Annotated in this window: 17 protein-coding genes, 1 tRNA gene and 1 pseudogene; 6 read left to right on the top strand and 13 right to left on the bottom strand. The window is 56.4% G+C overall.

Annotated features, from left to right (window positions below; all coding sequences use genetic code 11):
- The first annotated feature begins 2,270 nt into the window (after positions 1–2,270).
- Complete coding sequence (locus tag K6L24_RS15845; RefSeq protein WP_062745162.1) at positions 2,271–2,990, top strand: YoaK family protein; 720 nt, start codon at positions 2,271–2,273, stop codon at positions 2,988–2,990.
- Between the two features lie 82 nt (positions 2,991–3,072).
- Positions 3,073–3,369, top strand: coding sequence for a hypothetical protein (locus K6L24_RS15840; RefSeq protein WP_062745163.1), 297 nt, complete (start codon positions 3,073–3,075; stop codon positions 3,367–3,369).
- A gap of 41 nt (positions 3,370–3,410) precedes the next feature.
- Here K6L24_RS15840 and K6L24_RS15835 read toward each other — a convergent pair whose 3' ends face one another.
- The 5 genes and pseudogenes from K6L24_RS15835 to K6L24_RS15815 all read right to left on the bottom strand — a co-directional run bounded on the left by K6L24_RS15835 (position 3,411) and on the right by K6L24_RS15815 (position 8,953).
- Positions 3,411–5,321 carry a flagellin N-terminal helical domain-containing protein gene (locus K6L24_RS15835; RefSeq protein ID WP_222681643.1) on the bottom strand — a complete coding sequence of 637 codons (1,911 nt, stop codon included), beginning with the start codon at positions 5,319–5,321 and terminating at the stop codon, positions 3,411–3,413.
- Positions 5,322–5,428: 107 nt separating this feature from the next.
- Positions 5,429–5,502: transfer RNA gene (locus K6L24_RS15830), tRNA-Gly, on the bottom strand.
- Positions 5,503–5,571: 69 nt separating this feature from the next.
- On the bottom strand, positions 5,572–6,378 hold the full coding sequence (locus K6L24_RS15825) for a hypothetical protein (RefSeq protein ID WP_222681642.1): 807 nt from the start codon (positions 6,376–6,378) through the stop codon (positions 5,572–5,574).
- A pseudogene (gene dgt, locus K6L24_RS15820) lies at positions 6,341–7,462 on the bottom strand (dGTP triphosphohydrolase); the annotation flags it as partial. The gene K6L24_RS15825 and the pseudogene dgt, both read right to left, overlap by 38 nt.
- Before the next feature lie 468 nt (positions 7,463–7,930).
- Entirely contained in the window at positions 7,931–8,953 is a 1,023-nt protein-coding gene (locus K6L24_RS15815) for a sensor domain-containing diguanylate cyclase (protein WP_062745166.1), read from the bottom strand.
- 319 nt (positions 8,954–9,272) lie between these two features.
- Here K6L24_RS15815 and K6L24_RS15810 point away from each other — a divergent pair, with 319 nt between their 5' ends.
- A complete protein-coding gene (locus tag K6L24_RS15810) occupies positions 9,273–9,596 on the top strand; it encodes a cupin domain-containing protein (protein WP_245006690.1) in 324 nt (107 codons plus the stop codon).
- On the opposite strand, the gene K6L24_RS15805 is transcribed toward K6L24_RS15810, so the two are convergent.
- From K6L24_RS15805 to K6L24_RS15775, 7 genes are all read right to left on the bottom strand, one after another.
- The gene (locus K6L24_RS15805) at positions 9,582–10,256 is read right to left on the bottom strand and encodes an SDR family oxidoreductase (protein ID WP_425333074.1); all 675 of its coding nucleotides are present in this window, start codon (positions 10,254–10,256) and stop codon (positions 9,582–9,584) included. The two genes, K6L24_RS15810 and K6L24_RS15805, sit on opposite strands and share 15 nt — an antisense overlap.
- A 128-nt stretch (positions 10,257–10,384) precedes the next feature.
- Positions 10,385–10,885 carry a protein disulfide oxidoreductase gene (locus K6L24_RS15800; protein WP_062745168.1) on the bottom strand — a complete coding sequence of 167 codons (501 nt, stop codon included), beginning with the start codon at positions 10,883–10,885 and terminating at the stop codon, positions 10,385–10,387.
- Positions 10,882–11,601: a DsbA family protein gene (locus K6L24_RS15795; RefSeq protein WP_062745169.1), complete on the bottom strand. Its 720-nt coding sequence runs from the start codon at positions 11,599–11,601 to the stop codon at positions 10,882–10,884. Before K6L24_RS15795 ends, K6L24_RS15800 begins: the two co-directional genes overlap by 4 nt.
- Positions 11,598–13,628, bottom strand: coding sequence for a protein-disulfide reductase DsbD family protein (locus tag K6L24_RS15790; protein WP_222681640.1), 2,031 nt, complete (start codon positions 13,626–13,628; stop codon positions 11,598–11,600). Before K6L24_RS15790 ends, K6L24_RS15795 begins: the two co-directional genes overlap by 4 nt.
- Positions 13,629–13,675: 47 nt before the next feature.
- Positions 13,676–14,035: a hypothetical protein gene (locus tag K6L24_RS15785; RefSeq protein ID WP_062745171.1), complete on the bottom strand. Its 360-nt coding sequence runs from the start codon at positions 14,033–14,035 to the stop codon at positions 13,676–13,678.
- An 89-nt stretch (positions 14,036–14,124) separates the two neighbouring features.
- Positions 14,125–15,513: an amidohydrolase family protein gene (locus K6L24_RS15780; RefSeq protein ID WP_137268684.1), complete on the bottom strand. Its 1,389-nt coding sequence runs from the start codon at positions 15,511–15,513 to the stop codon at positions 14,125–14,127.
- Positions 15,506–16,147, bottom strand: coding sequence for an ankyrin repeat domain-containing protein (locus K6L24_RS15775; RefSeq protein WP_137268683.1), 642 nt, complete (start codon positions 16,145–16,147; stop codon positions 15,506–15,508). The genes K6L24_RS15780 and K6L24_RS15775 overlap by 8 nt, the downstream gene beginning before the upstream one ends.
- Before the next feature lie 144 nt (positions 16,148–16,291).
- Between K6L24_RS15775 and K6L24_RS15770 the strand changes: the two genes are divergently transcribed.
- The 3 genes from K6L24_RS15770 (at position 16,292) to K6L24_RS15765 (ending at position 18,180) form a co-directional block, all read left to right on the top strand.
- On the top strand, positions 16,292–17,233 hold the full coding sequence (locus K6L24_RS15770; protein ID WP_222681639.1) for a LysR substrate-binding domain-containing protein: 942 nt from the start codon (positions 16,292–16,294) through the stop codon (positions 17,231–17,233).
- Between the two features lie 23 nt (positions 17,234–17,256).
- Positions 17,257–17,451: a cold shock small protein YmcF gene (ymcF, locus tag K6L24_RS22485; protein WP_420897370.1), complete on the top strand. Its 195-nt coding sequence runs from the start codon at positions 17,257–17,259 to the stop codon at positions 17,449–17,451.
- Positions 17,452–17,538: 87 nt separating this feature from the next.
- Positions 17,539–18,180, top strand: a complete 642-nt coding sequence (locus K6L24_RS15765) for an SMI1/KNR4 family protein (RefSeq protein WP_062745183.1) — start codon at positions 17,539–17,541, stop codon at positions 18,178–18,180.
- Between the two features lie 2 nt (positions 18,181–18,182).
- On the opposite strand, the gene K6L24_RS15760 is transcribed toward K6L24_RS15765, so the two are convergent.
- Positions 18,183–18,281 (bottom strand): YoaK family small membrane protein, encoded by a 99-nt coding sequence (locus K6L24_RS15760; RefSeq protein WP_137268681.1) that lies wholly within the window; start codon positions 18,279–18,281, stop codon positions 18,183–18,185.
- Positions 18,282–18,380 lie beyond the last annotated feature (99 nt).

The raw sequence follows: 18,380 nt of genomic DNA, 5'->3' as shown, positions 1-18,380 counted from the left end.
TAATTGTACTGAGCTTATTACTCTATTTTGCAGCTCCGATTCCAGCCCGGGCCATACTATGGCCGGTTACAACTGACGTGCACATCACGGAATGCAGGGATACGTGGCAGCAGCCGTGTTCGGAAGATGTTTATTATTCGGGAAAGATCATTTTTCTGGAACAGGGGAAACCTACCGCCCCCAGGCCCCCGCTGTCGTCAGGTGTGCGAATTGTTGGTATCCACTGCGAGGCCGGCGGGAACGGCGTGCCGTTCAGTCAGTGCTCATGGGCTGACAATTTATCGCATCGTCCAGATTTGGCCTATGGATGCAAGTTTGTAGATAAAGACCACTGGGACATCAAGGATATCAGCCAGTGCTCGTTCGGAACGACTTGGGGACCGCATGGTGGGGCCGGCCCGGGGGGGGAGTGTGTGATGGTCGGCGCACAGAGCCAGTCATCTGTGCTGCTTTACACCCCGTGGGGAGCGCTGCATGCCCTGGACGTAGCCAATTCTGGCTCCCGTAATTGCTCGCAACCTCTGGCGCCGGAAGTAGGCTGCAGCGTCGGCACGCTGCAAACCCTGGAGCATGGGGCTCTTGGTCCAACCGATAACGATATAAGAACGACTTATACTAATGTTTCATGCGGTCTGTCTCCAAAGGTGACCATTGTGGGTGGCGCGACGCTAAATCTGGGACCTGGCGTCAGTACGACGTTGACAGCATGGGTTGAGAATCAAAGACTGACGGTTCAATCTGATTTGACGATAACGGGCGCGAAACCGGGAGCCTACTCAGCTAATGCTGTAATAATGGTGTCTCCCGACTGATAGCGTTTTGCATGGAACAAAAGCGCCGTTAACCGCGTATGGGCACTACCTGAGTGTCTTAATGCATTGAAAGCATTTTGGGGTGCCTTGCGATATGCAGCAGAATCGCAAGGCGCAACAGTGCTTTTCTTAAGATGGTCCAACCCATTGCCTGGCGTTTTCACCGCCCATTAATGCCTTAAATTAGTGTTTTTTTTGTAGAATTTTCAACATTTTGATCAGTACCGATATCACATGGGCTTTTAATACCAGCATGCCCGGATACAAAACTGTCACCGTCAGAGACTGAGTTACGGATGCAGACGTACGAGGCGGGGGGATATTAGAAGCACGCAGGATACTGGGGAATTATTTTGATTGTCTGTGACAGCGGAATCAATTAATCCCATCCGGCACCAACGATACAAAGTAGATGTTCGTTCTGCCCGGTGTATCTGATATTCCAAATGGTGAAAAAATGAACCTGTGTTTTAAAAAAACAAGCCACAAAAATGACCGGGCTTATAAAGCCTGTCATCTGGCCCTGTTGACCGGACTGAGCTTATTACTCTATTTTGCAGCACCGACTCCGGCCAGGGCCATACTATGGCCAACAGTTACTGAAGCGCGCATCACGCAATGCCAGGGGTCGTCGGAGGGGCCGTGTTCATCTGGTGTTATGTATGCAGGAAGGGTTGGGATGGTGGAACAGGGAGAACCTTCCGTCCCTTACAGACCCACAGACTCAATTCTGAAGTTTGTCGGTATCCACTGTTCGTTCGGCGGGAACGGCAAGCCGTTCACAATGTGCGCATGGGAGGACAATTCGGCGCACCGACCAAGTATGTCCGCCGGGTGCAGGTTTGCAGATACCTTTCACTGGGACATCGATGATGTCACCCAGTGTTCGTTCGGATCGAGTTGGGGCTTCCATAATGGGGCTGGTCCGGGGGCGGAATGTGCGATGGCCGGTGTGCTGACAGGGGCGGGACTCGCCACGCCATGGGGAACATTTAACGCCGGGATCGTTGCTAATACAGGCGCTCGTAATTGTGTGCAACCCCCTGCGCCGGAAGAATCCTGCAGCGTCGGACCGCTGCGAGATCTGCAACACGGGACTCTTGGTCCTAACGCTAGCGATCAAATAACCATTTATACAGACGTATCATGCGGTCCATCTCCAAATGTCACCATCGAGGGGGGAAACAGGCTAGTTCTGGGGCCTGGTGTCAGCACTTGGGTGTCAGTAGGGTTAGTTCCGGGGCCAAGACTGATGGTTAGATCTGATTTGACGATAACGGGCGCGAAACCGGGAGCCTACTCTGGTAATGCAATAATAATAGTGTCTCCTAACTAATAGCGTTTGTATGGAACAAAAGCGCCGTTCACGGAATATGGACAATACCGCAATGCACCTGTTGCCAGTCAGCCTGAACAGGGGGATCATAGCGTATTGTGCGTTTTTGTTGAGTTAGCGACATGTTGATCAGTACCGATGCGGCAAGAACTTTCAATACGGATAGCCGTCTGGCCTGTACGCTGGCCGCCGTGGCCGGGGCGCTGAATACGGCAGCCTTTGAAAGTGTCGGTTTTTTTTCGGCCAATATGACGGGCAATATCTCTTCGTTGTCGGATCATCTGGCGAAGGCTAATCTGACGGCGGGCATCTTCTTTCTGGCCATTGTTTTGTTATTTATCGCCGGTTCGGCTGTGTCGACCCTGATTATTAATGCGGGCCGCAGAAGAGCCATCAGTACTATTTATGCCGTGAACATTTTTATAGAGGGACTGGCACTGGTGCTGCTGGGCGCGGTGGCTGGCTGGCTGCCGCTGGCATCACCGGGGGCGTTGCTGATCCTCAGTCTGAGCTTTCTGATGGGGCTGCAAAATGCGGTGGTCACCCGGATCTCTAATGCGCGGGTCAGAACCACTCATGTTTCCGGCACGGCAACCGATATTGGTATTGAACTGGCTATGCTGTTTGACGTGCTGCGCCGGAAAGAGTCACCGCAGAATGCCCCGCAGTATCTGGAACGCCTTCGGCTGCACTTTTATACCATCCTGGCGTTTTTACTGGGTGGCGTGGCGGGGATCTGGCTGTTCCACTGGCTGGGATATCTGTTTCTGATCGTCGTTGGTGCAGGGCTGCTCGCGCTGGCGCTCAACACCATGTTCAGCAAACGGGTCGTCGTATCCTGAGTCAATGAAAAGGCGTCACCATTTTCGGAATTTATGCTGTAGTTTATGCAGCAGAATAATCATAACGGCAGAGGTGCCAGCCATGAATAAAAAAATAGTCGGGTGCCTGATGCTGGCGCTGCTGACCGGATGCACCGCATCAGTGGGCAATAATTTCGATGATGCCCAGTTGGCCAGTATCCATCATGATGTGACGACAAAGCAGGATCTGATCGCGCTGTTTGGTGAGCCTTCTTCAGACACGCCTTTTCCGCAGGGGCAGTCGATACTGATGTGGACGTGGAGCCAGGCGAAAACCGGCAGTACCACCGAAGGCAGAACCCTGACGGTTCGCCTGCAAAACGATAAAGTCAAAACCTGGACGGTGAGTAAAACCTGAGGAGGGCGCGGGGACTCCTTTCTCCGCGCTGGTAGCATGAATTACCCCTCCAGTAACGACATAATCATCTGCGGCGTCATTGTCATCACTTTCGACATCAGCGATGCGCTCGACTGCTGCAGGATTTGCGCGCGGGTCAGCGCGGAAACCTCGGCGGCATAATCGGCATCTTCAATACGCGATCGTGAGGTGGCGAGATGAGTGGTCGTGGTGGCCTGCACGTTCTGTACCGACATCAGGCGGTTAGCGGCGGCACCGAGCAGCGATCGCTGGCTGTCCACGCGACTGATAGCACGGTCAAGGGTGGCCAGCGGATCGTCCGGGTTACGGAGGCGAATTTCAGACCCGACCTCCGCAATGCTCATCTGGGTATTGTTGGTGGAAGCATCCGTGACGGCGGCCATCGTGGTGGCGAAGTAAATCTGTACGTCTCCCACGCCCTGCAGCGTTTTTAACAGCAGCGTATTGCTGCCGTCATCCTGATGAACCAGTGTGGCCGTTTTATCGACAGTCGCGCCGCGCACGTCCATATAATAGTTGCCGCTGGCGTCCAGGCGCAGCACATCGCTGAATGTGTTGCCAGCGGCATCACTGTAGCGGGTTTCAACATTGGCCGGGTCGAGGGTCACGATGGAGGTTCCCGTGACGGTCGACACGGCCGTAAAGCTGTTCTGGCTGGCGGTGCTGCTGGCCGTCACGCTTAATGTGTTGTTCGTCCCGTCGCTGCTGGCGCTGACGCTGGCATTGAAATACTGATAGTGACCGCTGCCGTCCGCCACTTCCATCAGGTACTGCCCGCCGGACTGGACCAGACGGGCATCATTGCCTGCGACGGGGCTGCCGCCAGCATCGGTAAAGGTCACCGTCGCCGCGCTGATATCGATGGCGGGCGTCTGCGTTACCTGGGCCGGCAGGGGGGAAAAATCGGTGTCCGGCTGACCGGTGGCCTGCGTTATCTGCGCCGTGACATTCCCGCTGGTGCTAAAGCGGATCCCGGCAGCGTAATAGACATTGTTCTGCTCAATATAATACTGGCCGTTACTCTCCGTGAGAGTGGGCGGCGGGCTGGCGGCCAGGGCGTTGCCGCTGTCGTCCAGGAAGTTAACCGACGGCAGAGGGCGGGCGGCAATCTCATCGACGGCGCTGTAGAGGGGCGTCATGCTGGTGGTGCCGACAGCGACTGTGCCGCTGGCCGTCGCGGTTGTCCAGGTGGCGGCGTAGGATGCCGGATAAAACGCCGCCGTGCCGTCAGCAGCCGTTCCCTGTATGTAGAGCTGATTGCTGGCGTTGCTTCTGACCAGTTGCGGAGAGGTCAGTGTTCCGTTGGTGTTATAGCTGACCGACACCGCTCCGCTGTTCAGCGCAATATTATTGGCAATGCCGGTGAGGGTATTGACCGGTGAGACCGCGCCGCTGATACCGCGAATAATCAGGTCTTTTAACCCGAGTTGTTCAACGCTGAACCCGCGCGTTAAGTCGAGGTCGATTTTATTATTATCGTACGCCCCCACCTGTAAGCCCACTTTTCCCGCGCTACCGTTCAACAGGCTGATGCCGTTAAAGCTGGCGGTGCTGTTCAGTCGGTCGATCTCTTTCAGGTTGAGATTAATCTCGGCCTGAATCGCATCACTGTCGGTCTGAGAATAGGTTTCACTCACCCCCTGAACGGTCAGTTCGCGGATGCGCTGTAAGCGATCGTTAATTTCACTCAGTGCGCCTTCAGCGGTTTCAGCAAGCGACAGGCCGTCGGCAGCGTTACGCTGCGCCTGGGCGAGGCCTTTCTGCTGGCTGGTCAGGCGGTTAGCAATTGCCTGTCCCGCCGAGTCGTCGCGGGCACTGTTGATGCGCATCCCGGAGGAGAGGCGACGGATAGACTCATCAAGGGCAGAGCTGGTTTTCAGGGAATGCTGCTGCACGACAAGCGCTGACACATTGGTTTTTAGACTTAGCATGATCCTGCCCGACCCTCATTTTTCCTGATAACGGTTATCGGCATCGGATCAAAAAGTTTTACGGGAAATTTTGCTTAAGGAAGGAAACGGGACTGAGAGAGGGGAGCTGGAGCGGCCAACGGGAATCGAACCCGTGTCATCAGCTTGGGAAGCTGAGGTAATACCATTATACGATGGCCGCAGAGCGGAAAGGATATTAGCACAACTCTGAGAGGAAATGTTGAGTCATATCAAAGATAATCAGCACCTCTCATCCTTTCCCTGGGTTATCGTTAAAATGAAACGCCAGCTGACATTCTCTTTCATTGATGTTTATCTTCAGATCGCCCGTCGGGCTGGCCCGATCCAGGTAGCGTATCAGTTCGGTAATCTGGTCGGCGCTGAACGAGTTTGTGCGGTAATGTGTCCTCTCATAGCGCCACAGCAGCTCGAACTCAACCTGCCCAAGTCGTTGAGCGAGATACTGACAAAGCTCAGGCCCCAGCACTTCTACGCGTTTGTTGTAGATAGTACGAAGGATTTTAATCAGTGAACCGGTTTCATTGGGTGTTTGGCCGAAAACCAGTTCCAGACGGCGATCGTTCAGATCGTCCAGATAGTTGTCCGGGCTGATCACCTGACGTTTGTTAACGTCATAGAGGATCGCATCCCACGTCATCAGCGTTGTTTTAAACAGGCTGTTTGCATCTTCCAGTGGGATCAGATTTTCTCTAAAAGCCCAGGTGTCGGACAGGCACCAGATATCATACTCCATCGCGTGATAGCGAAAACGGATGCCACCAAATCGGGTCATTGCAGGCTGTGACACACCCAGGGTAGAGAGAAGCTGTAATAAGCTCTCGCGGTTGCTGTCGACCACGATATCAATATCAGAGGTAAATCCTTTGCGGCCAAAAAGCCCGATATCGCGGATCATCCCGCCGAAAATCCATGCGCGGCTGTGCGCTGCCAGCGCGTCGATGAGCATCCTGGCAGTCTGACCTTCACTGCGGCAAAGGAAAAAGCGTTCGATACGGCGTTTAAGATGCTTCTGGCTCTTGACGACATTCGTATTCATAGAGCGATTTTAACTCATCATGAAGGGCCATCAAATAACTGTCCGTCATCCCTGCAACCGCATCGGTGAGCAGCTGTGCTTCTTTGTACAGCCGGGGCAGCGGATTATGGGGATCTTCAAAGATACGCCGGTAATTTTCTGAGATGCGCCCATAGGCGTAACGGCCAAAAGGGGTGTCTGAGCGATATGTAGGCAGAGGGGTAAAACCGGCTTCGCACTGGGCACGCTTATTATCTTCTTTTTTTTCTGTCGGTGTTTTATGCCCGTGAATGCCGAGCCACAGCATATCCATCAGTCCCTGAATATAGTTCGAACCCTTCAGCTCCAGTTCCAGAACGGAACGATGCCGATAGCCCCGCGTTCTGTCGAACTCTTTCAGCGCTTCACATAGCTGATGGCCCCGGCTGACCCTCATTAAGTCCTCAAAGGTACAACAAGGCTGCATAAGCACGTGGTGATAATCCCTGAAAGCGTCAACGGCCGCATTGATCAGGGCACTGACGGCATAGACCCGGAACATTTGCATACTCATATCGTTAAGTTCAGCGGGAGAGAGCCCATTGGTATGCGTGTTCCATTGGCGATTTTTTAATTCCGTCTGGCTTATCAGCGCGTCAATCACCTCATCACCTTGATGCCAGCACTGAAGAAAGCTGATGAGATCGTGATAGGAGGCAAGTCCTTTCTTCACGGTATCTTCAGCATCCAGTACGGAATAAGCGATATCGTCGCAGGCCTCCATCAGGTAGGTCAGTGGATGACGCACCCCTTCTTTGAGCCCGGTTTTTTCCCACACCTCTTCAACCACGCCGGCTTCAGAATAAAAAAAACCGTGTTTCGTCCATGGGGTTTGATTCTTGCAACAGGAGGAACGGGGGTATTTTATCAGGGCGGCCAGCGTTGCGTAGGTGAGATTCAGTCCGTACTGATCGTTGAGGATCTGTAACTTTGTCACCAGACGAAAGGTCTGTGAGTTGCCGTCAAACTGAAAGAAATCGTTGTAGAAGGTGTCTTGCTTGTTGACCAGTGGGGCAAGGTGGCGGATAAACCAGGCCCGCATAGCGGCCTCGCCCTGATGACCATAGGGCGGATTGCCTTAGTCATGAGCTAAACCGATCGCTGCCAGCCGCATACCGATGCCTCGGGCAAAATTGGCCACTTCGTGTGAATGGGTTAAGCGGGTCCGTATGCTGTCATAAATTTCAGTAAAGCAATCTATTTATTTGGCTTAAGGCGATAAAAATTGGAACGATAGCCGCATTTATTTCGTATTCTGCGAGGTTTTTGTCTGTAAAAAGCCACATAAAAACCGACACAGGGGCCGGTTACGTTTTTGCCGGGGCAGAAGAATTATACCATCAGGTTAGCGGAGGCCTCATCCCTTGAGCGCTAGAACCAGAGATAAGTGGCCAGACAGTATGCCAGGGTCAGTGACAGCAGAATCAGCTCTGTGGGTTTGATCAGGTACATGGTCGTTCCGTGCAGTTCAGGATGAGTGCTACTTACATCGGTCCTTTTGCCTGAAACTTTAGTCAGTTCACCACCCATGTCACTAAAGTCCCTGACCGCAGGCCAGATTCTGTTTGCGTCGGTCTTTATCCTGATACATGGCGGCATCGGCATCCCGCACCGCACTGTCCGGCGTACTCAGGGCCGGGTCCACGCTGACCAGGCCAATGCTGGCACCGGCATACTCTATCTTCGCGACAGAAAGCTGATAGCTACCGCTCAGGATCGCCGAGATGCGCTGCTTCAGCGTGGCGGCAGCGGTGTCATCCTGCGAGGTAACAGTAGTGGCAAGGATAAATTCGTCGCCGCCCAGACGCCCCAGCACGTCGTCTTGTTGTGTCACTGCTTTCAGCCGCCGGCCGATAGCCCGCAGGAATTCATCCCCGGTCTGGTGCCCGTAGCGGTCATTAATTTCCTTAAAGCCGTCCAGGTCAATAAACGCGACCAGCAGGTGATGGGTATCATTGCGCGCATGGTTAAACAGCGCGGGCAGGCGGGCAAACACCGCGCGGCGATTGGGCAGTCCGGTGAGCTCGTCGGTGAAGCTGGCGGCGGTCAGCGTGGCGTTCGCTTCCTGCAACTCCTCTAAAAGCTGCTCTTTGCGAAGATACTGTGAAATAAGCTCGGCAAACAGCTGAAGAACCTGTTCGCCGCGCTGAGACAGTGGCTGCCTGCGGGCGCTGGCCGCGCACAGCGTCCCGAACAGTGTGCCGTCGCCCATAACAACCGGGGTACTGACGTACGTGGTGATCCCCAGCGCCCTGGCCGCGTCAGAATCCCCCCAGATATCAGGTACCTCACAGGTGTAACGCCGCCCCTCGTCCAGGGCGCGCTTACACAGCGTATCCTGCCACGGCACCGTCAGTCCTTCAGGGATCTGCATTTTTCTGCTGTTACGCGCATACAGGATATGCTGTTCGTTACCCGCTTCGTCGATCCGCGTGAGATAGGTGGACTCCATCTCGGTCACCAGCTCCAGCATTTCCAGCAATTGACGCACAAATCCTTCGAGGGTTTTTTCCGAGCCCAGCGCAGTCGAGATGCGCTCAATCAAATTTTCCTTCATAGGTCAGATTTCCCGGGGCGTAAGGTGGAGGATAAATCGTGCAAAAGCTGTCATAGCAGAGAGCATTAACGCGTCGTTATTATTTTTTATCGGCGTGGTTCGCAGGGAGCATTATCCCTCTGTTCCGCGTTGCTGAGTCTATCACTGCAGACCAGAGGAAAACATTGTGAAACCGGGCAAAAAGAAAAGAGTTTGCGATAAACCGGGCCTGGCAGATAGCGAGCTGCTGCAAAAGCTTAGAGGATTATCTTAGATCCGCTGGTGCCGTCTTTCAGGTATCAATAGCGCTTATTATAAAGGCGCTAAAAAGGAAGGGATTGTGCTGAAGGCAACATCATTATTAACCGGGGCAGCGGCGCTACCGCACACCTGGAGGTCGGTCATTCTCAGTCAGATCGGACAGGCGAATGTGAAGCTGATCCGCATGGGCAAAGAAGGGATACCTGAGGAAGTGCATGAGCATTTTGCCGAGCTGCTGGTGGTGATCGAGGGGCAGATGACGCTGGAAATAGACGGACAGGGCGTGGTGCTGAAAAACGGGGACTATTTTGTGATACCGCCGGGCAGCCCGCATCGGGTGCTGCCCGGCAGTCGCGGAACGCTGCTGCTGGTTGATGCTGAAGCGCCGTTACCAGGCCAGTAACTTACCGCTGTAATCAATATAGTGATGGCCGCCCTTACCGCGCCAGGCTTCCAGCTGGTCGGCAATGCCGCCCGCGCTCTGCGCCACCGTCAGGGGGGCGCTTTTGCCGCCCATATCGGTCTGGACCCAGCCGGGGTGCACGCAGAGCAGCGTTTTATCCTGGGCTTCGGGCTGCACCGACAGGCCGCGTGCCAGCATATTCAATGCCCCTTTACTGGCGGCATACAGCGGGTAGGTGGCATCCGGGTTTTCATTCAGGCTGGCCAGCTGCGAGGTCATCAGCGCCAGGATGCCGCTGCGTGGTTTAACCAGTGGCAACAGCATTTCCGCGCAGCGCACCGGTGAGAAAGCGTTGGTCTTAAACAGCGCCAGCAGTTCGTCGTCACTGGTGCGCGACAGCATCTGATGGTCCGGGCCATAAACGCCCGCATTAATAAAAATCACGTCAAACCGCTGGTCTGCCAGTTCGTCCTTCAGCGCATCGCGCTGTTCCGGCAGGTTAATGTCCAGCGTCAGCCAGCGAATAGCGGCGGCACTGGCCGGGGAATCTTTACGCGTGGTTGCCGTCACCTGCCAGCCGCGATCGGCCAGGGTCGTCGCCAGTCCGGAACCGATGCCGCGTGAAGCGCCAATAATCAAAGCCTGTGGAGATGTCATGATAGGGTCTGCCTTATGTGAGCGAGGATCTGTAAGATTATCTTACGGAGAAGCATAGCAAAAAGAGGGCACCGCGCATTATCGCCCGGTGCCTGGTGGGGCGGAGGGGGCCTTTCCCTCCGCCATGAGGATTAGCGGCCAGCCCACCACAGCCTGAGCTTCATCCCCCAGCCGCTGGTAAAGCCGGTGGTGGTGCTCACCACCTGGCCTTTATCAATGATCACCAGCGTCGGGGTGACGCTGACCTGCCAGTGAGCCGACAGCCGGCCTTCCGGATCGTTAACCAGTGGCATCTGATACTGCTTGACCTGCAAATAGCGCTGCACGTTTTCATTATCTCCGGAGCGCAGCGCAATACCGATCACGTTGCTACCCTCCCGGGCCATCTCTGCGACCACCGGGGTGGTAAAGCGACAGATACCGCACCAGCTGGCCCAGAAATAGACCAGCAAAGGGCGATCCTGACTCAGGGTGTTCAGCGTGACCTCCTGCCCGTCGAGGGTATGGAGTGGCTGGTCAGCAAAAGCCACAGGGGCACGGGGGCCACGCCACTGATCCATCACCCACATTACCCCCGCCATCAACAGGAACAGTACCAGCAGATCGCGCGTCCAGCGCTTCATACGGCTCATGGCGTCTGCGCCAGCTGCTGTTTCACCAGGCTTTCCAGTTGCTCATAGGAGACCGCGCCAGGCAGCAGGCGGTTGCCAATCAGTGTGGCCGGTGTACCCTCGATGCCAAGGTGCTGCGCCAGTTTAAGATTGGTGTTGACCGTTTCCAGGCTCTGTCTGTCCGGCTGTGCGAGAGTGATGTTCAGCTTCTGTTCCGCCGCTTTGATACTGGCGTCATCGTGGTAGCCTTTTTTCGCCATCAGGCGCTGATGAAGTGCCAGCCAGCGATCCGGCTGCTGCCGCCACAGCGTCAGTACCTCACGGGCGGCGGTGAGCGAGCTTTCTGAACGGTAAGGCAGGGGTTTAATCACCACGGCGACGTCCGGGTACTGTTGCACGATCTTTTCCAGCAGTAAATCGAACTGCTTACAGTACGGGCAGTTGTAATCAGTAAACGCGACCAGTGTCAGCTTCGCGTCTTTTGCTCCCAGGCGGGGCGAACCGGCATCCTCATACAGTGCGGCGTGGTTCTGCGCGATGACCTGGCCGGTGACGTCTGCCTGCTGCTTCTGCGCCTGTTTATCGTAAGCATCGGCGGCTTCCGCCAGGATCTGCGGATTTTCCACCAGCGTTTCGCGGATCAACTGCTGAATACGTGCCTCCTGTTCCGGGGTAAAGGGGGCAGCAGCCCACAGCGGAGTGGCAACCAGTAGCAGGGCGATCAGGGATTTTTTCATGGTTCATTTCCTTTGGCATCATTCAGGGTTTTCAGCAGGGTGGGACGGTCAAGCAGCGGTGAAAGCACCACGCCCTGAGGAATTCCCGGTCCATAAATTTGATTAAACGGCACGGCAACGCTGCCGCGCTGTTGCAGAAAGCGAGTGATGGACTCGGAAGGCCGGCTCCAGTCACCGCGCAGTGCTACCACGTCTTCAGCCATCAGGGCCTGCTGCACATCTTCCCGCAGCAGTACGTTGTATTTGTTGGCTTTACAGGTCACACACCAGTCGGCAGTAACGTCAATAAATACCCGCTTATTGGCGTCCAGCGCCTGGCGGATGGCCTGTTCTGACAAGGGTTGCCAGTTAACGCGATCCTGCAATGCTTTTTTACCCGGTGTGGTACTGATGACACCGGTCAGCAGCACGCCGCCCGCACACGCCAGCAGGAGCGCGGTGACCATCGCCGCCAGTTTGATACCACACTGTTTTATCAGGGTGACCAGCAGTATCAGCATGATAACGGCTGCCACAGTCAGCGTGGCGATAGCACCAATATGGTTGACCAGCAGGCTAACCAGCCAGAAACAGGACGCCAGCATCAGTAAGCCCAGCAGGATGCGCAGCACGTTCATCCAGCGGCCGGGGCGCGGTAACTTCAGTGCCAGTGCAGGCCAGGCCGCGATCAGCAGCCAGGGCAGGCTCATGCCAATGCCAAGCGCAACAAACATCACCCACAGCAGTGGCAGGGAGGCGGCCAGTGCGAAAGCCACCGCGGTGCCAAGAAACGGGGCAGAGCAGGGCGTGGCCAGCAGAGTGGCAAAGGCGCCCTGCCAGAAATGTCCGCTCAGACCGTGCCCGGCGTGGGTTGCCAGGCGGGTATTGAGTGTTGAAGGCAGGCGAAGATGCAGCAGTCCGAACAGACTGGCGCTGAACAGCAGTGTCACCAGCACCATAAAGCCGATAAACCACGGGTTCTGGAACTGGATGCCCCAGCCAAGGGCACGATCCGTCAGGCGCAGCGCCGTCATCAGCAGGGCCAGCACCATGAATGAGGCGACAATGCCGGCGCTGGAGGCGAGGAACTGTAGCCGCACGCTGCGGCGGTCGCGCTGAGGGGCGCTGATAATACTGCCCAGCTTCATGCCCAGCACCGGCAGCACGCAGGGCATCAGGTTGAGAATAAAGCCCCCGGCCAGCGCCATCAACAGCATCTGCCACAGCGGCAGGGTCGCGGCAGGTGGCGTGGTATTTGCTGCCACCGGCAGGCTGATTTGCTGCGCCAGACCGCCGTCTGCCAGCACCAGCGACAGGGTTTTACCCTTGAGGTCCGGTGCACTCTCCCCCCACTCATCGCTGACCGGCACGTGGGCGACCAGCTGAGATCCGTTCAGAGTAAAACGTGGCTCGCCGAAACTGCTTCCGGCAAGTCCGTCAAGGAACATCGCCGGCTGCTGCCAGCCATCCTGACGGTCGGCCACAATCTGCAATTCACCCTGCCGGTAACTGGCGGTAATACGATCCGTCAGGCCGTGTTCAATCGGCACTGTGCCCATGGCCCGGGCATAGTCATGGTCGAATGCCGGGTCTGCGGACGCCGACATCTGCAGGCTGAAGGGGTAATCCGTGAGGATGCAGACGTTACTGCAGGTCGATAGTGTCAGCGTCCCGGCAAGGTGAGCGGGGGCCGGGGCAGGCAGTTCAATCGGCAGTGATACCTGCTGATGATAGCCCTGAGTGCTGATCCCCGCGACGTCAAAGCGCTGTGGAACGGGCCAGAACCAGCGTGCGCCCGTGATGCCATCCTGCCAGCGAATGGCGGGAGCAATGCCTCCTTCACCCGGTGAACGCCAGTAGGTTTTCCAGCCGTCCTGCAGGCGAATATCCAGCAGAAGTCGGGTACGGTCGGGTTGTGAGGCGTCGGCACGCAGGCGCACCTCCGCGTGACGATTTTGAGGGTTTTGCAGCCAGCCGCTGTCGGCCGCTTGAAGCCCGGGCAGCCAAAAAAGCAGCAGGAGGACAACGCTCCTGATAAGCGTAAACATAGTATTTCTCCGTAAATGAAAAAGTCAGAACCGGGGGAAGCGGTCTGTCATTCGCGGAAATTGCAGTTGATCAGATGGATGCGTAGCAGCGGTGCGCGGCGGGCGCGTACCGGGGGAAACCTGAATGGCAGGGCGCACAGTAGCGCTAATACCGCCAGCAGGATATCGGGCGCAGGGACGGCACCGTCGAACAGCAGAGGGGGCACCACCAGCAGGGTTTTGGCGCTTATCTCACAGGGCGTCAGCGGGGCACTTTCGTTGCTGTCCGGAGGGGCAACGCTGAGGCTGGCCGCCACGGATTGCGGGGGCAGGGCGTGCAGGCTCGCCACGCGCTGTGCCATACAAATCAGTATGACCAGACAGGCGAGGATCAGGAAGCCCGTTGCTTTGCGTTGCCGAGTTGTCATCACCCGCCCCATTTGTTAAGTGCGACTATCTTAACCAGACAGTCGCGTTTGACAATGGTTACTCGTGTAAACTTTTGTCTGTCAGCGGATTACACCCTGTTCAGCGTCCCCCAGACCAGATTTCCGCGATGGAAGGTGGCGGTGCGCGGCGAGATACGCGCCACGGCCTCTGCCGAGCAGGAGGCGTCAACCAGCACGAAGCTGGCTTCATCCTGCTCCATGGGCCACACGCGCTCCCCCCGGTCGTTGAGCGGCAGACGGTTGCCGGTGGCAATGGCCAGTGCCCGCGACAGCGGAAGTTCTCCCGGACGCACATACAGCTGGGCGTACAGATTGGCTTTTTCCAGCATATCGCCGAGCCCATACGGCGACCAGTGGTCAATGACGCTGTCGGTGCCGGTCATCACCATAACGCCGTTATCCTGAAGCTGTTTCAGGGGCATATGCAGCGTGCCAATCGGCACCGTCGAGGCAATGCTGATTTGCTGTGCCGCCATGCGCTGCGCAGTTTCTTCCACCTGCTGCGGAGTGAGCGTGGCCAGCGCAAACGCGTGGCTGATGGTCAGTTTTCCCTTCAACTGCGGAGTCTGCTCCACCCGGTCAATCATATAGCGGATGGCGGCGACGCCCGCCGGAGTGGTTTCATGCAGATGGATATCCACGCCCTTGTTATAGTCAACGGCAATCTGGAACATCGTATCGAGGGATTTTTCCATATTGCCGTCCACGCTGGTGGGATCGAGCCCGCCGACGTAGTGGGCACCCGCCTGCATGGCTTCACGCATCAGCGGTTCAGATTTTGACAGCAACAGCCCGTGCTGCGGAAAGGCGACGATCTCACAACTGAAGCCGCTGCGGCGCTGCTCCAGCACGGCCATCAGGTTTTCCAGATTCTTCAGGCCGGAAACGGGTTCAATATTGCAGTGGCTGCGTGCCACGCTGGAGCCTTTCGACTGCACAAGGTCGATCAGCTTATTGGCCCGTTCCCGGGTATGCGGTGCCAGCTCAGGCAGGAGCTGATGTTCCAGCGCGATCATCTGCTTAATGGTGGTGCCTGCCGGGCGGGACTGCACGCGCCATGGGCCACCATAGAAAGTCTTATCCAGATGAATATGCATATCCCGCATCGCGGGCAGCAGCAGTTTTCCCCCCGCGTCAGCGTGCGGCAGGCTGGCATCCGGCCGCTGGTTGCTGGCACGCAGGGCGACGATTTTGCCGTCGTTAATCTCCAGGCAGTACAGTGCCGTCCGCGTCGCAACGGCGACCCCGTCCTGATAGTCAAAGCCGGTCTCCAGCAGCACATTATTCAGGTAGTAATGGCGGGCGCTGAGGGTCGACAGGGTCTTTTCCTGTCTGACAGGAGAGGGATTGCCTGCAGCAAGGGCAAGCGGGCTGCCAGCGCCCAGCAGGACGCAGGCACCGAGCAGTTTGCTGCCGTGGCTGAGAAAGGTACGACGTTGCGGGTCGGAATTAGTCATCGTGGGCTCCTGCCTGAATAAGCTGTGTGGCAATCGCGTCATAGCCGAGCGAACGCGCCAGCTGTAACGGGGTTTTTCCGTATTTATCGGTCAGATGCGGGCTGGCACCGTTATCCAGCAACAGCTGAACAATCGCCTGCTGGTCACGGCCTCCGTCGTTAAGCACGATGGCCTCGAGCAGCGGTGTCCAGCCGAGAAAATTGGTGTGATTCACGTTGATCGCGGTGTGGGCCAGCAGTTCACGGACGATGGGCACGTGGCCTTTCTCACTGGCAGGCGTCAGGCCGACGCCGCCAAAACGGGTCAGGCGGTTCAAATCGGGTGACGCCGGCAGCAGCAGCCGTAGCAGCCTCAGGTCGTTATTCAGGCAGGCGATAAGAAACGGGTTCAGACAGGTATTATCCTGTTGATTGATATCTGCCCCGGCGCGCATTAGCCAGGCCACACAGTCATAGTGCTGAAGCTGTGCTGCCAGCGTTATCGCGCTGGTGCGCTGCACGGTCGTGGTGTTGAGGTCGACGCCCTGCGCATGGCATGCCTGCAGGGCATCCAGGTCACCCTGACGGGCGGCATCAAGAAAGCGTTCCTGCAGCGCGCGGGCAGCAGAAGAGGATTCAGTGTGAGCAGATGGCATAAATTTTCCCTGACAGACGAGTGATAATCCATCGAAAGACAATAACAGCCTGTAAAACCCGGAGATATCCGTTTAAAAATAATTCACGCTAAGTCGGGTTATTGTTGAATAATAATCAACACAGAGTGAAGGAGGAAACGCCGCGTGAACTCGATATTTAACGAAGAGAATTTGCAGGTATTTACGACGGTGGCGCGCTGCCATAGCTTCAGTCAGGCCGCGCTTGAGCTGGGCGTGACCACTTCTGCCATCAGCTACGCGATTAAGCGTATGGAGACCGGACTGGCGGTTGCGTTATTTTTGCGCCATGCCCGCCGCGTTGAGCTGACGGAGTCTGGTCACTATTTTCATCAAAAGGCACTGGCGCTGCTGGACGATTTCCGCGCAATAAAACAGGGGGTGGATGCCATTGCCCTGGGTGTAGAGTCGCGGGTGCGCATCTGCATCAATCATCTGCTGTTTACGCCCCGTCACACTGCGCGCCTGTTACAGCTGTTAAAAAAGGCCTTTCCCACCTGTCAGGTCACCGTCACTCATGAGGTTTACAACGGCGTCTGGGATGCTTTTATCCATCACCAGGCGACCATCGCCATCGGCGCACCGGACAGCCCGCCGGAGGGCGGGGGGATTACGTGCACCGACATAGGGGGCATACACTGGCAGTTCGCTATTGCGCCTGACCATCCGCTGGCGGCCCTGCCGCAGCCGATAGGCGAAAACGCGCTGAGACGCTTTACCAATATTATGGTGGCGGACACGGCCCTGACCCTGAATCAGCGTATTGGCTGGCTGCTCCACGGGCAGGAGGTCATTCTGGTGCCGGACTTCCAGACGAAATGTCAGTGCCAGATTCTGGGAGAGGGGATCGGTTTTCTGCCGGACTACCTTGTCAGGGAAGCGGGCGAGGCGCTGGTGACGCGACAGGTCAGAAATCCCCGACCGGCCTCCAGGCTGCTGCTGGTCACCCGCGAACCGGCCAGCGGTCAGGTGACGCAGTGGATCAGACAACAGTTTTTCGCAGGGGGGGCCTTAAGTACGCTGTATCAGGATTTTCTGCATCGCGAAGATAAAACAGACGGAATGTAAAAACTGTGTTAACTTGAAGGCTCATTACCAAATTTTCTCTTAAAATAAAAATATGTAGGTCTATTATTCAAAACATTAAATATCAGTGCCCGTCTTGTCACGGCTGCCAGTTCCGCTTTTCGCCATTCAGTATCACCGCTAAAAATCCCCATGGTGCCAACTGCATTTTCTGTAAAGCCCAGATGGTTTGTCGTCCCGCGACCACAGCACAAAACTAAACCCGTCGAGCGTTTTCCCCAGGCCTGTTGTTGATGTTAACCTTAGCGACTTATCCCCGTTAACCGTCAATATCCCAGGGCCGTATGATGACCACCTCAACTGAAAAACTTCTTTCCCTCTGTAGTGACAGCCTGGCTGCCGCCGCCCCGCAGGATATGCCCATCATTACGACGGCAGATCCCGCGCTGGTCGAAGAACTTCGCCAGCTGCTGGCCGTGAAAAACGGCTGCTATGGTTTTGTCTCTGCCCTGCATATTTTCCCGTGGCAGGCGGTGGAAAATGAACCCGGCCTGCAGCAGTGGAACCAGCCTGAGCTGTGGATAGAGGCTTTCCAGGATCTGGCGCGTGACGCGCTTTTCTTTGCAGAAGATATCTTTGGCGTGCAGTTCTGCCTGCGGCAGGGCGGCGTGTTCAGCTTCGAACCGGAAACCGGCGAGTTTAGCTGGATGGCCGAAAGCCTTGAGCACTGGAGTGCCCTGATTCTGGAAGACTATTCCGTATTAACCGGTTATCCGCTGGCGCAGGACTGGCAGGATCAGCACGGTGCACTGCCTGCGGGTTACCGTCTGCTGCCGAAAATCCCGTTTATTCTGGGCGGGGAATTTGTGCCGGATAACCTTCACGCGGTGCGCAGTGTGGATGGCATGCGCACCCGTGCGCTGTTTGCCGTGCAGATGCGCGACCGGCCGGACGGCTCACAGGTCGCTTTTGATCCCTCCGCGTCCTGATCTCAGCTACCCGGCATCGCCGCGCCAGAGGCAATAAACCACACCAGAAAGGCCATCGCGGCAATAAAAATCAGGGTAGGGGCAATCGCTCTTTTATTCATCGCATTTCACACTCAGTGGGGTAAGGGAAAGCGGGAAGCCAGCTTTCCGTGCGCCGCTGAGTGTACCATATTCCTCGTGCTGCCCGACACGGCCACCGA

The organism is Erwinia persicina, from assembly GCF_019844095.1.
Lineage (GTDB): Bacteria > Pseudomonadota > Gammaproteobacteria > Enterobacterales > Enterobacteriaceae > Erwinia > Erwinia persicina.
This window is presented reverse-complemented; position numbering and strand designations above follow the sequence as displayed.